Source organism: Erythrobacter sp. (assembly GCF_024305245.1).
GTDB lineage: Bacteria > Pseudomonadota > Alphaproteobacteria > Sphingomonadales > Sphingomonadaceae > Erythrobacter.
Map to the genome: position 1 here is coordinate 1 of NZ_JAMWYX010000020.1, position 13,351 is coordinate 13,351.

The window sequence follows — 13,351 nt, forward strand, 5'->3', positions numbered from 1 at the left end:
GCGTGCTGAGCGGGTAGTAGATCATCGGCTTGTCGAAGACAGGCATCAGCTGCTTGGAAACGCCGCGCGTCAAGGGATAAAGACGCGTGCCCGACCCTCCGGCAAGGATGATACCCCGCCGCGCCTTTTGTCGATCAACCATGGTCTTTTGCGCCCCGGAACAATTGAAAAGCCATTCTGCGCTGGCATTTGTGCGATGCAAGGTCAAGGCTTCGATGGCGGCGCCTGCCGGTCCAGCGAAGCTCTGGTCTGCTTTGTTTTCCAGACCGGGCATGAAAGGTCGCCGTCCGTAAGCCCGACTGCTGATCGTCTTCCAGAAATCCGCGCCTTGGGCAGCGCAAAGAGCTCAATCTATGGACTTGGGCTGGCGAAATCGTCGATCGCCGCGATATGGCCAACAGGCGACCGAACTCCATTTTCTTATTTGCGCTCAACGCAAGCATCAATTGCCAGATTGATGTTTAACCGACATGGGCTCGCCCGGTCATTCGCGGGGCGCGATGGGAAACCATGTATAGGAACGGGTTGGGCGAGATTGCTGATATGATAAACAAGCAGACTATCGAACTTTTCCTGAGCTTCACCAAGCTAAAGCAGATCGAAGTCATGGTAACGTTGCAACGCCACAGCTCGATGTCGAAGGCAGCAGAAGCGCTGGGCATGTCCGTGGCCAATGTCAGCCGCATGTCCAAACGCTTCGAGAACAACCTTGGCGTGCCGATTTTTGCAGGCGACAAACGCAGATCGGAATTACACCAGATTTAAAACCGGCCTGCCCAAGCGCATAGGGGGGCAGTCCCGATCGGAACTGGATACAGGCAGCTTAGCCTGCATGCCTCACTTCCCTTGCCCGAGCGAGACTTGCCATTCCAGCAAGCAGGAGCCGGTCAAAGTCCTGTTTCGAATCTTCGTCCGGCCGTTGTACTGGGATGGCTGGAAATCCCATGCCCGCTGAGTCCATGGCAATAGCGATATTGGCTAGTGGCTTGCCTTGTTGCGAGTGGTCATGTCCGGTTTGAACAGGCAGGGTCATTGAATAGGCCGCGTGTTAATCAATGCTGGCACAAGTGCCGAACCGGTGGGCAATGCTCCTGCCGCAAAGGCCAAGTCGGCGCATCCGAAAAAACCGGCGGAGCCCATAACAGTGTGATGCGGCATGCCTGCAAATCGCTGCGGCCGCACTAAGTGACGCAGGCCGGTAGCCCTAGTCAGCACTCAATGGGTGAGATACGGAACGACCTATGCGACAGCGAGGCATCATCTACTGGGTCCGGGGCCAGATTGCGGCAATCCTCGGGATCGAGAGCGGGGATGCCGCAAGCGGTAAGTGGTGGGAAATAGATCTGATTATCGTTGTCCTTTTGGGGGCATTCGCCTTGGGGGTTGCAGCGATGATTTCGTTGTAGTGAGGCGAAAGCCCCACAGGCCAGCCATTTGGCTCCTGCCAGCGCCACAAGGTCGAGAACATGTCCGGAAAGCTCAAAGACGGGTGTCGAATCCACACCCGCTACGACCGGCGCGCCCACACTTCATCTCCGCCATGTTCCGACCACTCCAATGGATCCTGAGCCTTAACTCGCACACGCCGTCCTGTCTTCGTCGCGCCGGTTATTCAAGACGATGCCGAGTTTGCTTTGCCATCGCCATCGCCGATCCGTCCTGCCGTCGCCAGAGCAATAGCAGAGCGCTCACAGCCTCATATTCAGCCGTTCACCACGCCTCGAGACATTCCGGTTACCCTCGGCGCGCCGGAACGGGTGCAGCCCGCACCGGGCGGCACGTCTGATCCGTCAGTGCCGAGACATGACGCTGAGCCCCTTGCGGGGCCAAGCAGCGCATCGGCGGCCTTTTAGACGCACTTGGCGCGGTTAGTTCAAGGGGCTTTTGCATACCTCGATCGCTTTGGTTAATTGTCAGTTAGCTAATATTGTCTAAGTAGGAGTACGGAGGCGTTGAGGCTTTTCCGAACGGCTTGCCGCTCCGGATGTGCCGAACGCCTCCAACCCCCTTTTTCGAAGCTCGCGCACCCTGGGATAAGCAAATCGGGGCTGATCGCTTGCAAGTCTGGTTGCGGTGACAGGGGCGCAGAGCCCCATCGCGCGGCTTGTCCGCGGGCGTCGCGAGCTTCCGTTTCTGGAGCCTGATCGCGGTCGGCGCCAACATTTTTGAACCGCGCTGGATTCCTTGGCTAGGTTCTGCTCTGCAAACGGCAGGGCAGAATGGCGGACCGAGGCCAATGCTCGCCAGATAACCCTCTGTTTACCTGCCGCGCGTTAGACATGGTCTGGAGCGCGGGGGAGCCCACCATGTCAGATCTCGGCCAGAATAAAGCAGTTGAAGCCATGCTTGAAAAGCGAACATCGCAGCGCGCGGCGACGGCTGCTTCGGCAATCGTACTCACAAACGCCTGCCGGGTTGACGCGGCGGTGGCCGATTTGTCATCTGGCGGCGCGGGCCTGATCGGCTCGACTCCGCCGCGCGAAGGGCAAGAAGTGCAGATCCGTATGGGCGGGCACACACTTTTCGGTGCCGTCGCCTGGCAAAAGGATAGCGCCTTCGGTGTCACATTCGAAGACACCCTGGGCAATCACGATTGGTCGATTATCGACGAAATCGTGAGGCTGGCCGAGGCCGAAAAGCGGAGGGCCGAGCAGGGACTGATTCCGGACGAACTGCCAAACAAATGTTCTGACAGCGATTAGACGAACCAGGACAGTGGCCAAATCTGCCAGATTCGCGTGTCCTGGTCAGGCAAGGCATCAATCAAGCACGAGATCACCGGGTCGATGCTGCGTCCGGCCGCCGCTCCTCTCATCGATCGCCGCCACTTATGAGCCGCTGGCGGGTCAGATAGTCATGCGCCCGGGCCGCATGACTATCTGACAGCAACCGACTCACGCCGCCTCAGCGATCCGCATGAACGATTCGTGCCCTGCGTCCAGCTTGATGCGCACGGCTTCGACAGCATGACGGGCGCCGAGCTTGTTCATCATGTTGGCCCGGTGAATTTCCACAGTGCGCGGACTGATGGAAAGGGTGCGGGCAATTTCCTTGTTCGAGTCGCCCTCGGTCAAGGCTTCGAGAACCTCTCGCTCTCGCGCGGAGAGGCTCGACAAGCGGTCTCTGGCAAGCATGATCCGCTCGCGGCTGACCACGACATCGTGCGCTTCCTTCATCACTCTTGCGATTGTTCTTGTCAGCCGCTCTGCCTCAAGCGGCAGGACAAGAAAATCCAGCGCGCCATCCTTGATGGCCTGTACAATCTGCGAGGGCGTCGGCTGATCATCCATCGCCACGACCGGAAGACAAATCCCAAGGCTAAGAAGGCGCTCAAGCACCGCGGCAATGCCCCCAGTCTCGCTATGATCGCGAATGATGATCAAGCCGGAGCGCGGCGGATGGGCCGCGAGTTCCGACATGTCGGAATAGATCTCGCAATGATGGCCGATCGAGTAACCAATCCGCACCAGCTCCGCGCGGCGCTGCGTGTCAGCCTCAATGAAATGAAGCGCGGCCTTTTCGGCCTGAAAGTCGGTGGCTTGCATGACGTTCCCCTTTTCCATGCCAAGATGTCTGCCACCAAAAACATGGTAAACAGCGAATTAGGGATTGCGTAGTTTTCCTTATTATTGGTGGGCATCCGCAGCTGCACAGCCACATCAGAAGGCCTCGGCATTTGGAGAATTGCGTAAGTGGGCTTGGCCTTTCGTTCAGCCTCTGGCCGCTAGTTCGGTCCTCTGAGTAAGGGCGCGCAATCTCGACAATTCCTCCAACTGGTGCAAAAGCCCGGTGGCGGAGATGAGGATCAGACATGCTGACAAAGAGAGAATTGGGATGGCTGCACGCCTTGCAGGGTGATCTCGCACTGAAGCGCGACTGGGTGGCGGTGGGCCACATCCAGTCTTTGATTGACCATATGGCCGATGAGCATGGATTGCTGCGCGAAGAGGCTCATTCGAGCGTATACGCTCTCACAGTGAACTGATGGGTTCGCGAGCAAAGCGCCCTTCCTTGCATGGGGGGCGAAATGCAAGAGATAGCCGATCAATGCCCACGGCCCGGTCCATTAAAATGGTCGCAATACACGCAGGCTCTGTGCCAAGCCGTTCGGCAGATCGATCCTGCATGCTGGAGGCGGCCGGCTGCCAATCATGAGGCAGGCATACCCGCCGTGCACCGCACTTGCGCGGGGAAGAATATGGCACAAAGTGGTTTCAGGCTGACCGCCGCGCTCGCCCTCGGCGCGCAAGCTGCACCGGCACGCGAAAAAGCAGCGATGCTGCCTAAATTGAGCCTGCACCAGCATTGACCCTCGGCATTAATCGCCGTGGCCCCGCCGCAGCCGGTTCAGTCGAGCAGCAACAAGGTTTGCTTGAGAACCTCGCGCCCATGATCCGTGAGCCGAAGAATGGCCGTATCGCCGAGGTTCTGACCGGCCACGCGTATGATCAGGCCCATCTCAATAAGACCGGCGATCTGCCGGACGGCAGTTGTCTCGGACATCTTCCAGCGCGAGGCACTGCCCGCCACATGGATCGGCTGCGCGTGGGATTCGCAAATCAAGATGTCGAGCAAAATGCTCCATCCGACGTCGCAACTGAACTCAGCGGGAAGATAGCGGCTGCGAACAGCGCGCCGTTCAAGCTCGCGAGCAGCAAGTGATACGAGCCGTTTATCGCTGAGTGGATCCGAATATGCAGATTGGAGCTCATTGTCGGGATTGACGCAGGCCGCCTTGATTTCAGCGGCGCGGTAAAGTTGCTCGGCACGGTGGTCAGAATCATAGGGAGGCCGGTTGGTCAAAGCAGCCCCCTGTCTTTCATGCTTACGACATTGCTCTGTCCGATAATCAGATGATCCTCGATCATCATGCCCAATTCGCGTGCCTGGCGGCACAGGACAAGGGTATGCTCCACATCCAGGCTACTTGGCTCGGCGCACCCCGATGGATGGTTATGCGCTAGCGTGATCCGCCGCGCATCAAGCTTCATCGCGCGGCCGAGGACTCTGCGCGGTGTAATCAGGATATGGGACTCGCCGCCTTCAGCGATGACTTCCTCGGCGATCACATAGGAATTGGCATCGGCGAAGATCGCGATCATGCGCTCTTCGGGAAGGTTTTTCATCGTCATCAGGAGGTATGAAAGGAGCGCGCTGCGATCTTCTCCCAGACGTGTCCGGACGAGCTCTTCGCGCACCCCGTCATGCACAAGGCGGCGGATCATCAGCAAAGCCTCGACCCACCCTTCGCCATGGCTCGCCGACTGCCGCAGCTCATTGTCGGACGCTTGCGCGATCCGGCCAATCGAGCCGAAACGGTACAGCAAACGCGACGCCAGCGCAGCGGGGGCCTCGTCAATCGGCGCGAGGAGAGATGTCAGGTATCTGTGCGGGTCCCGCTCCGGTGCCGATAGTGTAGGCAGGTCCCGACCGCCGTGAGAACGATGGCAATCCACACCGGCCATCGCTCCATCACCGTGTACGCGAGAGCCGGGATCGGCATGTCCAGCATACGCAGCAGATGCGCAGTCACGGCGACGAACTGCGCTGATCCTACCCACAGCGTCCACCACCGGTCGTAGTGCAGGGCGACAAAAACAACGCCGGCCAATGCTGCAAGATCGAGGATGAAGCGAAACTCGTGGAGGTTTTCGTAGTCGGCTTGCGTGGCGGGTTCAAAGGCAAAAGCCTCCAAGGCCCCAATGACGAGCATCGAGAAGTAGATGGTTGCGACATATTTCTCCGGCTTTCCTCCCACGAGCCATGCGCCGATGAAGACGGCAGTCAGCAGGAGTGCCTGAGCCAAAAAACGGATCATCGCCTGCTAACATGCCGCCTTCTCGGCGTTTCAGCAAGCTATGCGGCGCGCTCTGCAAGCGGCAAAGTTGCTTCGGCATCGGGACAGAATGGCACTTCAGTGGCACCCATTTCCCGGCCGATGTCGCGCAATTGTCCATGAACACGCGCCGCTTCCCCGCGCGACTCGATCAGCGACGCAAGCATCTTGTTGAGGTGCAGCAGGGCCGACTGGCTCTGGAGGACGGGCGCACCGGGAAAATCGCGCTGTGCGATTGCTGCAGTGTGCATAAGAGAAGTGGCAGCGACGAGAGCTTCTGCAATGGCGGCTTCCGAAGCCATCATCTCACGATTAAAGCGGGCGGTTGCGGCGGTGATGGTAAGGGACATGGTTTCTCCTTCGGCTTGTGAACCGGGAGAAAACTACCTCATGACCAACGACATGAGCCCCTCGGCAAATGCCAACGAGAGCACCGCAACCATCAGGATTGCCACGGCGCCCAGAAGCATGACCAGCAATTTGCCGGTGATGCCCAGATCAGAAGGGTTCACACCCGGGCGCAACCGCTCCGACGACCGATCCCAGGAAGCGCGCGCATCGAAAACGATGCTGTCGCGAAACGAGAGCGGCTCTTCAAAGAGTTGCTCAGAGCTGAATGGCGCTTCCTTGTGCTGGTCGCCTAGTATGACTGGATCATTTATGGTTCGATCATAGGCTTCGCACCACCGTCCGTAGAGCCGAAGAAGATCGGTCCGCGGGATTGCTCCGAGCCGCGCCCGCACGCCCTCGATGCGTTTATCGATCGTGACAGGCGCAAGGTTCAGTTCGTTCGCAATTTGTTTGGATGTGAGATGTCTGGCGGCGAGCCGCAATGTCTTGTGCTGCTTGTCCGTAAGCGAATCAAACACAGCAAAGGCATCTCGTGGCACCATGGGCGCAGGTTTAGGCCTTCACGCTTGCGCCTGCAACGCAGACTTACTCAGAGGTCTGGTCCAGCCGCAGCGCCTTCAGCTTGTCAATCGCAGAAGAGATATCGATTGCAGCGTAGATGAAACCAGCCTCGTCGCACCCATCAAGCGCCGCTTCGGCAAGCGATATCGCACGATCGAGCGCGCCCTTCTCCTTTGGAAGCTTTGAGTGGTTCATCTTCTACAATAATCCTTGGGCGCTAATAATCTCTCTTTGTCCGCCGAAGCAATATGATAAAAACCTGGCGCCGGGGTGTGCGTAGTTTCTGCATGCCACACGACCGTAATTGCTCCCTCGCTGTCCCTATCTGGAACGAAATGGACCGTGAATTCACGCGGAGTCATGCTGCCCCCACAAATATAATTACGTGTTTTGGAAATTTTATGATTCGGGAGCACTGCCGAGACTGGCGGAGTACTCGTGACACCGCCGTGAATCCCCGTCCGCCTTCGCTGATCATGGTGCAGACGTTACTGGAGCCGGGAAAAATTGTTGAAAAGTGGTAAAAAGGCGTCGCGTCGCGCTGAAGGCAGACCAGCCGGCGACCACGGACCGGATGGTCAAGACTCAAAAAAGTGGTGATTACGCAAAAATACGGATACGCGTCGAATCACACTTGGACTAACGCAAGAAAAAGACAAGCTCACTGTCAAGTCAGTTTGAATGCCAAACGTATCTTCCCTTAGGTCCCAAGGAGGCGTCGTTGATATCGGAACCCATCGAGCCCAATCGTACGATCACCCCTGCCGCCGCGTCCGTAGGTCAGCACGAAAATCGGCAGGCCATCGCCGACCGGATGGAAGCTTTGGCGATCGAACTTCGCAGCATGTCCGATCAGGAGATGCAGATCGTCCCGTCGGAATCCACGCTGCTGGCGTTAGCCGGGAAGATTTACTCAGCGCGGCGTAAGGTCGACGAGATCTTCGGCATGCCCGGTTTTTCTGTCAGCCCGGCGTGGGATATCATGCTCGACCTCTACAAGGCAAAAATTGCAGGTCGCGCCATTTCTGTGACAAGCGCTTCGATCGGAGCCGCTTGCCCTGCAACGACAGCGCTCCGTTGGCTGCAGGCACTCGAGAATATGGGATTGCTCCAGCGTGAAGGAGACAGCCGTGATCGCCGCAGAATTGAAATCACGCTGACAGATGCGGCCACGGTCAAGGTACTCAAGGCTCTGGAGGCGCATCTCTAAGCTGCGCTTTCTGAACAATGTCAGACACCTGTTGCGTGATCGCATCGCGTGTGGAGAGCGTGTCGATTACCAGCTGGAGATGGGCCGCGCAAATCGGCTCCTCCTTCTCCTCCAGCACGTCCCTGATCGAACAGAGCTGATTGATTATCGAAGAAGCCATTCACTCTCCTGACACCGTATGTGTTTCGACTACGTGACCAAAGTCCAATCTGGGGCAGCTACGCACTTTTCCCGGTTACGGATAACCAATGGCCCGTTGCTCAATCGAAATTTGGTCGCACAAGCTCTCGAGCGACCTTCTTTCCCCGCCGGATCAGGAACATCGGACCTCTTGCCTTTCGATTATCTATAATGAGAATAGCACATTTTGGACCTTCAAATAAGCGATACATCGTTGGCACGAGAACGCACCAAGAAGCTGGCCTGGCTGGTGGCGCTGGCTGCGCTTTGCTTGCAGCCGGTTTGTGAAGCCAATTGATCGCACCATGCATTTCAGCTTGAGCGCCTATCGAGGCAAGAAGGTCGACCATATGAAGATCCGTGCTGGCCGGTCGCGTCCCCGGAGCCAAAGCGGTCCAGCCCTTCAGCTGCGCGCATTCGCAGGCACAAGGGCCAGCGGCCACACAGCTGCTATCCTGGCATGTTTTTGTAAGTACTGAGGAAGATCATCTCGCGCAAATGGGCTTCTTCGGGCAATCCGAGCTCCGACAGATCAGCGACCGAAAGGATATGATCCGTCTCCGCGCCGCGCGCGAGCGCGATGCGATGAGGCTTGATCTGCTCGCCAGTGGCATAAGAGTAGAACGCCTGGACGATCGGCTTGGTATGGTCCTTGTGATCCTCGTCGATGACCATCGCCAGTTTTTCACTATGCAGCCTGACGAAGGAACCAACCGGATACAGGCCCACCGACTCGATGAATTCACGCAAGAGCTCGTCATCGAACGCGCCGGACATCGCCTTCATCTGTTGAACGGCCGACGCCGGATCACAAGCCGCCACAGTACTAGTCTGGGACAACATGAAATCGAAGGTATCGCAGATCGCCGCCATGCGCGCGACAGTCGAAATTTCCTGCCCTTCAAGGCTCTTGGGAAAACCGCTGCCATCCATCCGCTCGTGGTGCTGCAGGACGGCGTCGATCACAGGTTGCGGCAGATCATTGTCATTGACCAGCCCTCGGTACCCCAACATCACGTGCTGCTGCCAGATTTTGGGGTCTACACTGCGAAAGTCCCCGTTCGGCGGATCGAGGGTCTGCGGCAGATAATTGACCCCGATGTCTAGCAAGAGACCCGCCAGGCCGCACTCATGCACTTCCTGAGACGGCAATTTCATCTTGCGGGCCAGCGAAACCATAAGGGCACTGACCGATAGCGCATGACGGAACATCAACTCGTTCTTCAGTTTGCAGCGCATCAGGCCGCTGAAGGCTTGGGGGTTACGCCGCACAGACGCGAGGATATCACTTACGATCGGCTCGACTGTTTTCACGTTCATGGCTTTGCCCAAGCGCGCGGCCATAAACGTCCGGTGCAGATTTTCCTTTGCCTTGTTCGCGATCGCCTGCGCGGCGTTAAGCTCTTGCGCGATGCTGACCGGCCTCGAGGAGTCCGCCTCGTGCTTGCTCCGCTTGCTGATCGCTGCAATCCGTGTTGCCTCGATCGCGCCGGGCTGACGAGCGGGTGCGCGCGCCTTGGGAGTGGATGCAGGCACATCCTTTCCCTTGGATGTATCTATAACCACGCCCCGCAACTTGCTCTGTACAAGCAGCTGCAGTTGTTTCTGCTCCTGGATCAGGAAATTGGACTTCCAGAACGGATGGTCGAACCAGCCTCCCTCCATCTTGTGGACGAACATGCCGAGTTCGAGGTCCGAAAGCTCAATATGCTTCAACATGATGCGGCCCCACTCATCGCCAGTAATGTGATCTTTGCGTCAACGTCTCGTTTTCGATGGACTTCACAAGCATATGTAAAAACCCCCATCCCCACGGCGACCGATGGGAGAAACGGCACCGGCGCGCCCGTGTATGGGTTCATAACCGAGCGAGGCACGCATCAGCTGCAATCGAAAACCTACCTTTCACAGCCAACCCTGAAATGATCATCAGGATCGAATTAATTATCTTTCATCCGCCGCTTCTTCATCACTGCTAGTATTGACAACATTCATCAATATACCCTGCAAAACCGCTTCCCGGTCGAATGCCCCGGCATAAAACTCAGCTTTCTGTATCGCCTCACTTAGTTCTGACGGGTCGCACTCATTCATGCTCGGTTCGAACCTCACTCCGAAACTATTGTCCTTGCGCCAGACAATCGTCCCGAAGAGCGCCAAGCCATTTACATTGAGCCAGACATCCTGACGTGAAGGGGGCGGCGAGGAGCCTATGACCCGCGCGCCGGTTGCGGAGAAATCGACCACCGTCACCGTGTCGCGCGATGCCGGCGTTTCAACAAAGGCCGGCGCATTGGCTTTTGCGCGCTCGGCCCTGCGCTTTTCACGCGGTGCAAGAGCAGATCTTCTTCGCCCGAAAACTGTCACTCGTCCGCTCCTTTCGCCCGTGCGAGCCTACGGGGTATTGGTAAATGCAGGGTAACCGGAGCCTTGAGGGTGGATGCTGGTGAACTGGACGAGCAGACGATCACGCGATTGGCGATTCGATGAGGCGGCAGGTTGGCTCTCAGGCTATTTGCCGACGAAACTCTTATGCGGAAAGCAACGATCTTTCGGCCAGATAACTCCCGAGATTTCTGCATGGCATGCGTAAAGACGGCAAGTTTGTGTGCCACGGTGACAGCAGTGCGCTTTAAGCCGATCCCGTCATTCAGCCTTAGCCTATCGAACCACCTCAATCGGCAATCCAATAACCAAATCGGCCCAAGCTCTATCCGCCGTGAGGGCAACAGCGTCCCGGCTTGTTGCCAGCGCAAGACAGTATCGATCGCCAAGGGGCACCCAAAGGTATCATCCGCTCAGGACCGAGCAGCCAGATCTTGACCCATTAGAGACCACATTCGGGTCGGCAGCTGCCGGAAGGTCGAAGACTTGCCGAGCGATCGGCCGGTTCGCACCCAGGGATTCCCGCAGAGCCTCCTTCAGACCTCTTGAACAGCCGGATCCCGATTATGGTCACACCATAGAGTGAGCCACGATGTCGATTCCTGCTATCCTGTTCCGCGAGAATCCGATCGAGCGTCGGCGTGACGAGCGGTGGCGGGTTTGCTTCGGAGCGCGCTGGCTTGACGCCAGACTGGGCGGAAGGCCGCTCAACGTCCTCGACGTGTCGGCCTCGGGCTTCCTGATCCGGACTGATCAGGCCTTACCTGTCGGCACCTGCATCGTCGTCGAATTGCCCGATGGCGTTTGCAAGGTTTGCAAGATCGTCTGGAACAGCGGCAATTATCACGGCGCCCGGTTTTCCGAGCCTCTCAGCCCGCCCGAATTGGATAGAATGCTATCACCAAACCTCACCACTTGGCCGGCTGCCGTGGAACTGGTCGATGCGGGCGACATCGGCCCTCTTGCTCTGGACAAGGGTCAGAATGGCGCAGACGATGATGTCGACGGGAGGATGCCTTTCGCCACCAGCGCAAGGCTTGTCGCGGGCACCGCAGCCATGGCGTGGGCGCTGCTTGGGGCAGGGCTTTGGCTGGTGGCCGAGTGAAGGCGCCGAGCCTGCCCGCAAGCCTGTGGCGATTGCGGCCTGGCCTTCGGTGCGATCAGGCGATATTCGCATCGCTCATTCGCGCAAGGCCTGTCTGTAACGTTTGAGCCTCCGCCAAAAAGAGCATGCAACTTGCATCGAGGTGCTCAATTGCCTGGCGTCTCTCCTCGTCGCTATCGAGCCGTTCCGCCCACTTGTTCGCAAAGTGGTGAACGATCTCGATCCGCAAATGGTGTAATTCTGCAATGGCATCGACCTTTGCCTTGGGTAACAGATCAATGTCGCTGATCTGTTTCTTGCGTTGGCCAACAGGCAGCGTGTTGACGTGATCGAGCCATGCACGCACCGCCGCCTCGTCCGCAAATTTGCTGCTGGCCCCCTTTGCCACGTTGAGGGCGACCAGCAGCGTTGCAAGGTTCATCTCAAATAGCTGCGCCGCAAAGACCGCGTGCCCTAGCGCGAGCACTACCTCATCGAATTGGTCGCTATCCATTTTGCCCCCTTGCCACTGCACGCATTAGCGCGCGCGGTGTAGGCAGGAAAGCCTCACGTTAGGGCGGCGGATAACGTGGGCTGCGTGGGGGTTTGCGCGGATGGAGTTGCCAGCGCACTGGAGCGGGCGGTAGATGAACAAAAGGCCAGGTCGACCGACAGATGACGAGGTGGTGCCCAACTCAGGCCGCCAATAGCGGCTGTCCCGGGTCGTTCCCCAAGACCCGCCGATCAGAAGCCTGCCCGACACCAGACATTCTCAGCCACGATAAAGTGAAGTCTTTATCTGGTCACCGAAAGTGTTCGGAAGTGCTTTTACCGGATGTAAAGTCCTCAGTGGTATCTTCACCTACGGATTGGGGAGAGTAGTATGAAATCTTATTCTGACCGTCGGCAGGAGGATCGGAGGAAGGCGCAGCTTCCCTTCGATGGTGAAGATCGGAGACTCGCGGAGCGGAGGTCGCAGCTTGACCGACGCCGGCAGGAGCGAAGAGCAACAGGGCCCACTGAATAAAACAACCCACGAACACCCATTCGGGCCGTCAGGCTTGATCTTGACACAGTATGGAGGCTTCAGCCCTGTTCCCACATGGAGCGGGATTTCTCGAACCGCCCCGTGTCCGGGCGGCTCTCCGTCGGCAAGGGGTATTCTGCGCTGCGCGGGCTGGTCGCGGCGCCATGCGGGTCACCTTCGGATCGGTGAGCGCAACGGTTGCGGCAATATCCTCGAGCCTGCGCCCTTCTGGCACCAGCCGGGTGAAGCTTTCCCACTGGGTGACCTCGTCGGGGTCTTCGCGCAGCAGGTTCTCGATCATCGAGATTTCGAGCGCCTCGGCATCATCCCCCGTACCGATCACGATGCAGGACAGGCAGCGCTCTTCGGAAAGCGCGCGCGCGGCTTCAAGACTGGCAAAATAGCGGCGCCTGCCCGCGAGAATTTCGAAGTGATGGGGCGCGCCCTCCTCCCGGGCGGGGCAGGCAGCGGGCCGAACGAACAGCGGCGACAGCACGCCGCGCGCCTTGATTGATGGCAGGATGTCGCTGACATCGGGCACCTTGCGCCCGCGCCGCATGTTGATGGCGGCAACCGAAAGCTGGCCGAGCGGGATATGGTCATCTGCATGGGAATTCTCCTTCGAACTTGTCTCGATAAGGTGGCCCCGCACCCGCCGTCGCGGGACGGTGGGTGCGGGGCCACCTTATCGAGACAAGTTCGAAGGAGAATTCCCAT

17 protein-coding genes are annotated in these 13,351 nt (G+C 58.2%); 5 read left to right on the top strand and 12 right to left on the bottom strand.

Annotation, left to right across the window (positions count from 1 at the left end; all coding sequences use genetic code 11):
• Positions 1–274, bottom strand: a 274-nt coding sequence (locus Q0L48_RS16450; protein WP_296722761.1) for a sugar phosphate nucleotidyltransferase, incomplete at its 3' end; no start/stop codon positions are given.
• Between the two features lie 251 nt (positions 275–525).
• On the opposite strand from Q0L48_RS16450, the gene Q0L48_RS16455 reads away from it, so the two are divergent.
• The gene (locus tag Q0L48_RS16455; RefSeq protein WP_296722762.1) at positions 526–765 is read left to right on the top strand and encodes a LysR family transcriptional regulator; all 240 of its coding nucleotides are present in this window, start codon (positions 526–528) and stop codon (positions 763–765) included.
• Between the two features lie 1,541 nt (positions 766–2,306).
• The gene (locus tag Q0L48_RS16460) at positions 2,307–2,702 is read left to right on the top strand and encodes a PilZ domain-containing protein (protein ID WP_296722764.1); all 396 of its coding nucleotides are present in this window, start codon (positions 2,307–2,309) and stop codon (positions 2,700–2,702) included.
• Positions 2,703–2,894: 192 nt separating this feature from the next.
• Here the strand turns inward: Q0L48_RS16460 and Q0L48_RS16465 are convergent, their stop codons facing one another.
• Positions 2,895–3,545: a LuxR C-terminal-related transcriptional regulator gene (locus Q0L48_RS16465; protein WP_296722765.1), complete on the bottom strand. Its 651-nt coding sequence runs from the start codon at positions 3,543–3,545 to the stop codon at positions 2,895–2,897.
• A gap of 266 nt (positions 3,546–3,811) precedes the next feature.
• On the opposite strand from Q0L48_RS16465, the gene Q0L48_RS16470 reads away from it, so the two are divergent.
• The gene (locus Q0L48_RS16470) at positions 3,812–3,985 is read left to right on the top strand and encodes a hypothetical protein (RefSeq protein WP_296722767.1); all 174 of its coding nucleotides are present in this window, start codon (positions 3,812–3,814) and stop codon (positions 3,983–3,985) included.
• Between the two features lie 362 nt (positions 3,986–4,347).
• Here Q0L48_RS16470 and Q0L48_RS16475 read toward each other — a convergent pair whose 3' ends face one another.
• Genes Q0L48_RS16475 through Q0L48_RS16500 form a run of 6 tightly spaced genes read right to left on the bottom strand, consistent with a single transcriptional unit; the run spans position 4,348 to position 6,943 of the window.
• A complete protein-coding gene (locus tag Q0L48_RS16475) occupies positions 4,348–4,803 on the bottom strand; it encodes a hypothetical protein (protein WP_296722768.1) in 456 nt (151 codons plus the stop codon).
• Positions 4,800–5,327 (bottom strand): JAB domain-containing protein, encoded by a 528-nt coding sequence (locus Q0L48_RS16480; protein WP_296722770.1) that lies wholly within the window; start codon positions 5,325–5,327, stop codon positions 4,800–4,802. Before Q0L48_RS16480 ends, Q0L48_RS16475 begins: the two co-directional genes overlap by 4 nt.
• A 50-nt stretch (positions 5,328–5,377) precedes the next feature.
• Positions 5,378–5,818 (bottom strand): hypothetical protein, encoded by a 441-nt coding sequence (locus Q0L48_RS16485; protein WP_296722772.1) that lies wholly within the window; start codon positions 5,816–5,818, stop codon positions 5,378–5,380.
• A 38-nt stretch (positions 5,819–5,856) separates the two neighbouring features.
• The gene (locus Q0L48_RS16490; protein ID WP_296722773.1) at positions 5,857–6,186 is read right to left on the bottom strand and encodes a hypothetical protein; all 330 of its coding nucleotides are present in this window, start codon (positions 6,184–6,186) and stop codon (positions 5,857–5,859) included.
• Positions 6,187–6,219: 33 nt separating this feature from the next.
• Positions 6,220–6,729 (bottom strand): LuxR C-terminal-related transcriptional regulator, encoded by a 510-nt coding sequence (locus Q0L48_RS16495; protein WP_296722775.1) that lies wholly within the window; start codon positions 6,727–6,729, stop codon positions 6,220–6,222.
• Between the two features lie 43 nt (positions 6,730–6,772).
• Positions 6,773–6,943 carry a hypothetical protein gene (locus tag Q0L48_RS16500; RefSeq protein WP_296722778.1) on the bottom strand — a complete coding sequence of 57 codons (171 nt, stop codon included), beginning with the start codon at positions 6,941–6,943 and terminating at the stop codon, positions 6,773–6,775.
• A 526-nt stretch (positions 6,944–7,469) separates the two neighbouring features.
• Here Q0L48_RS16500 and Q0L48_RS16505 point away from each other — a divergent pair.
• The gene (locus Q0L48_RS16505; protein ID WP_296722780.1) at positions 7,470–7,958 is read left to right on the top strand and encodes a winged helix DNA-binding protein; all 489 of its coding nucleotides are present in this window, start codon (positions 7,470–7,472) and stop codon (positions 7,956–7,958) included.
• A 630-nt stretch (positions 7,959–8,588) separates the two neighbouring features.
• Here Q0L48_RS16505 and Q0L48_RS16510 read toward each other — a convergent pair.
• Both Q0L48_RS16510 and Q0L48_RS16515 read right to left on the bottom strand, forming a co-directional pair.
• On the bottom strand, positions 8,589–9,857 hold the full coding sequence (locus tag Q0L48_RS16510) for an HD domain-containing phosphohydrolase (protein ID WP_296722782.1): 1,269 nt from the start codon (positions 9,855–9,857) through the stop codon (positions 8,589–8,591).
• A gap of 225 nt (positions 9,858–10,082) precedes the next feature.
• Entirely contained in the window at positions 10,083–10,505 is a 423-nt protein-coding gene (locus Q0L48_RS16515; protein WP_296722783.1) for a PilZ domain-containing protein, read from the bottom strand.
• A 610-nt stretch (positions 10,506–11,115) separates the two neighbouring features.
• Between Q0L48_RS16515 and Q0L48_RS16520 the strand changes: the two genes are divergently transcribed.
• Positions 11,116–11,628 (top strand): hypothetical protein, encoded by a 513-nt coding sequence (locus tag Q0L48_RS16520; RefSeq protein ID WP_296722785.1) that lies wholly within the window; start codon positions 11,116–11,118, stop codon positions 11,626–11,628.
• A 55-nt stretch (positions 11,629–11,683) separates the two neighbouring features.
• Here the strand turns inward: Q0L48_RS16520 and Q0L48_RS16525 are convergent, their stop codons facing one another.
• Positions 11,684–12,121 carry a hypothetical protein gene (locus Q0L48_RS16525; RefSeq protein ID WP_296722786.1) on the bottom strand — a complete coding sequence of 146 codons (438 nt, stop codon included), beginning with the start codon at positions 12,119–12,121 and terminating at the stop codon, positions 11,684–11,686.
• A 541-nt stretch (positions 12,122–12,662) separates the two neighbouring features.
• Entirely contained in the window at positions 12,663–13,286 is a 624-nt protein-coding gene (locus tag Q0L48_RS16530; RefSeq protein ID WP_296722788.1) for a ParB N-terminal domain-containing protein, read from the bottom strand.
• Positions 13,287–13,351 lie beyond the last annotated feature (65 nt).

Excerpts from the sequence above, each read along its gene's own strand:
- Q0L48_RS16490 (WP_296722773.1), bottom strand. The coding sequence starts at position 6,186 with ATGTCCCTTACCATCACCGCCGCAACCGCCCGCTTTAATCGTGAGATG.
- Q0L48_RS16525 (WP_296722786.1), bottom strand. The coding sequence starts at position 12,121 with ATGGATAGCGACCAATTCGATGAGGTAGTGCTCGCGCTAGGGCACGCG.
- Q0L48_RS16510 (WP_296722782.1), bottom strand. The coding sequence starts at position 9,857 with ATGTTGAAGCATATTGAGCTTTCGGACCTCGAACTCGGCATGTTCGTC.
- Q0L48_RS16470 (WP_296722767.1), top strand. The coding sequence starts at position 3,812 with ATGCTGACAAAGAGAGAATTGGGATGGCTGCACGCCTTGCAGGGTGAT.
- Q0L48_RS16500 (WP_296722778.1), bottom strand. The coding sequence starts at position 6,943 with ATGAACCACTCAAAGCTTCCAAAGGAGAAGGGCGCGCTCGATCGTGCG.
- Q0L48_RS16460 (WP_296722764.1), top strand. The coding sequence starts at position 2,307 with ATGTCAGATCTCGGCCAGAATAAAGCAGTTGAAGCCATGCTTGAAAAG.
- Q0L48_RS16495 (WP_296722775.1), bottom strand. The coding sequence starts at position 6,729 with ATGGTGCCACGAGATGCCTTTGCTGTGTTTGATTCGCTTACGGACAAG.
- Q0L48_RS16520 (WP_296722785.1), top strand. The coding sequence starts at position 11,116 with ATGTCGATTCCTGCTATCCTGTTCCGCGAGAATCCGATCGAGCGTCGG.
- Q0L48_RS16485 (WP_296722772.1), bottom strand. The coding sequence starts at position 5,818 with ATGATCCGTTTTTTGGCTCAGGCACTCCTGCTGACTGCCGTCTTCATC.
- Q0L48_RS16465 (WP_296722765.1), bottom strand. The coding sequence starts at position 3,545 with ATGCAAGCCACCGACTTTCAGGCCGAAAAGGCCGCGCTTCATTTCATT.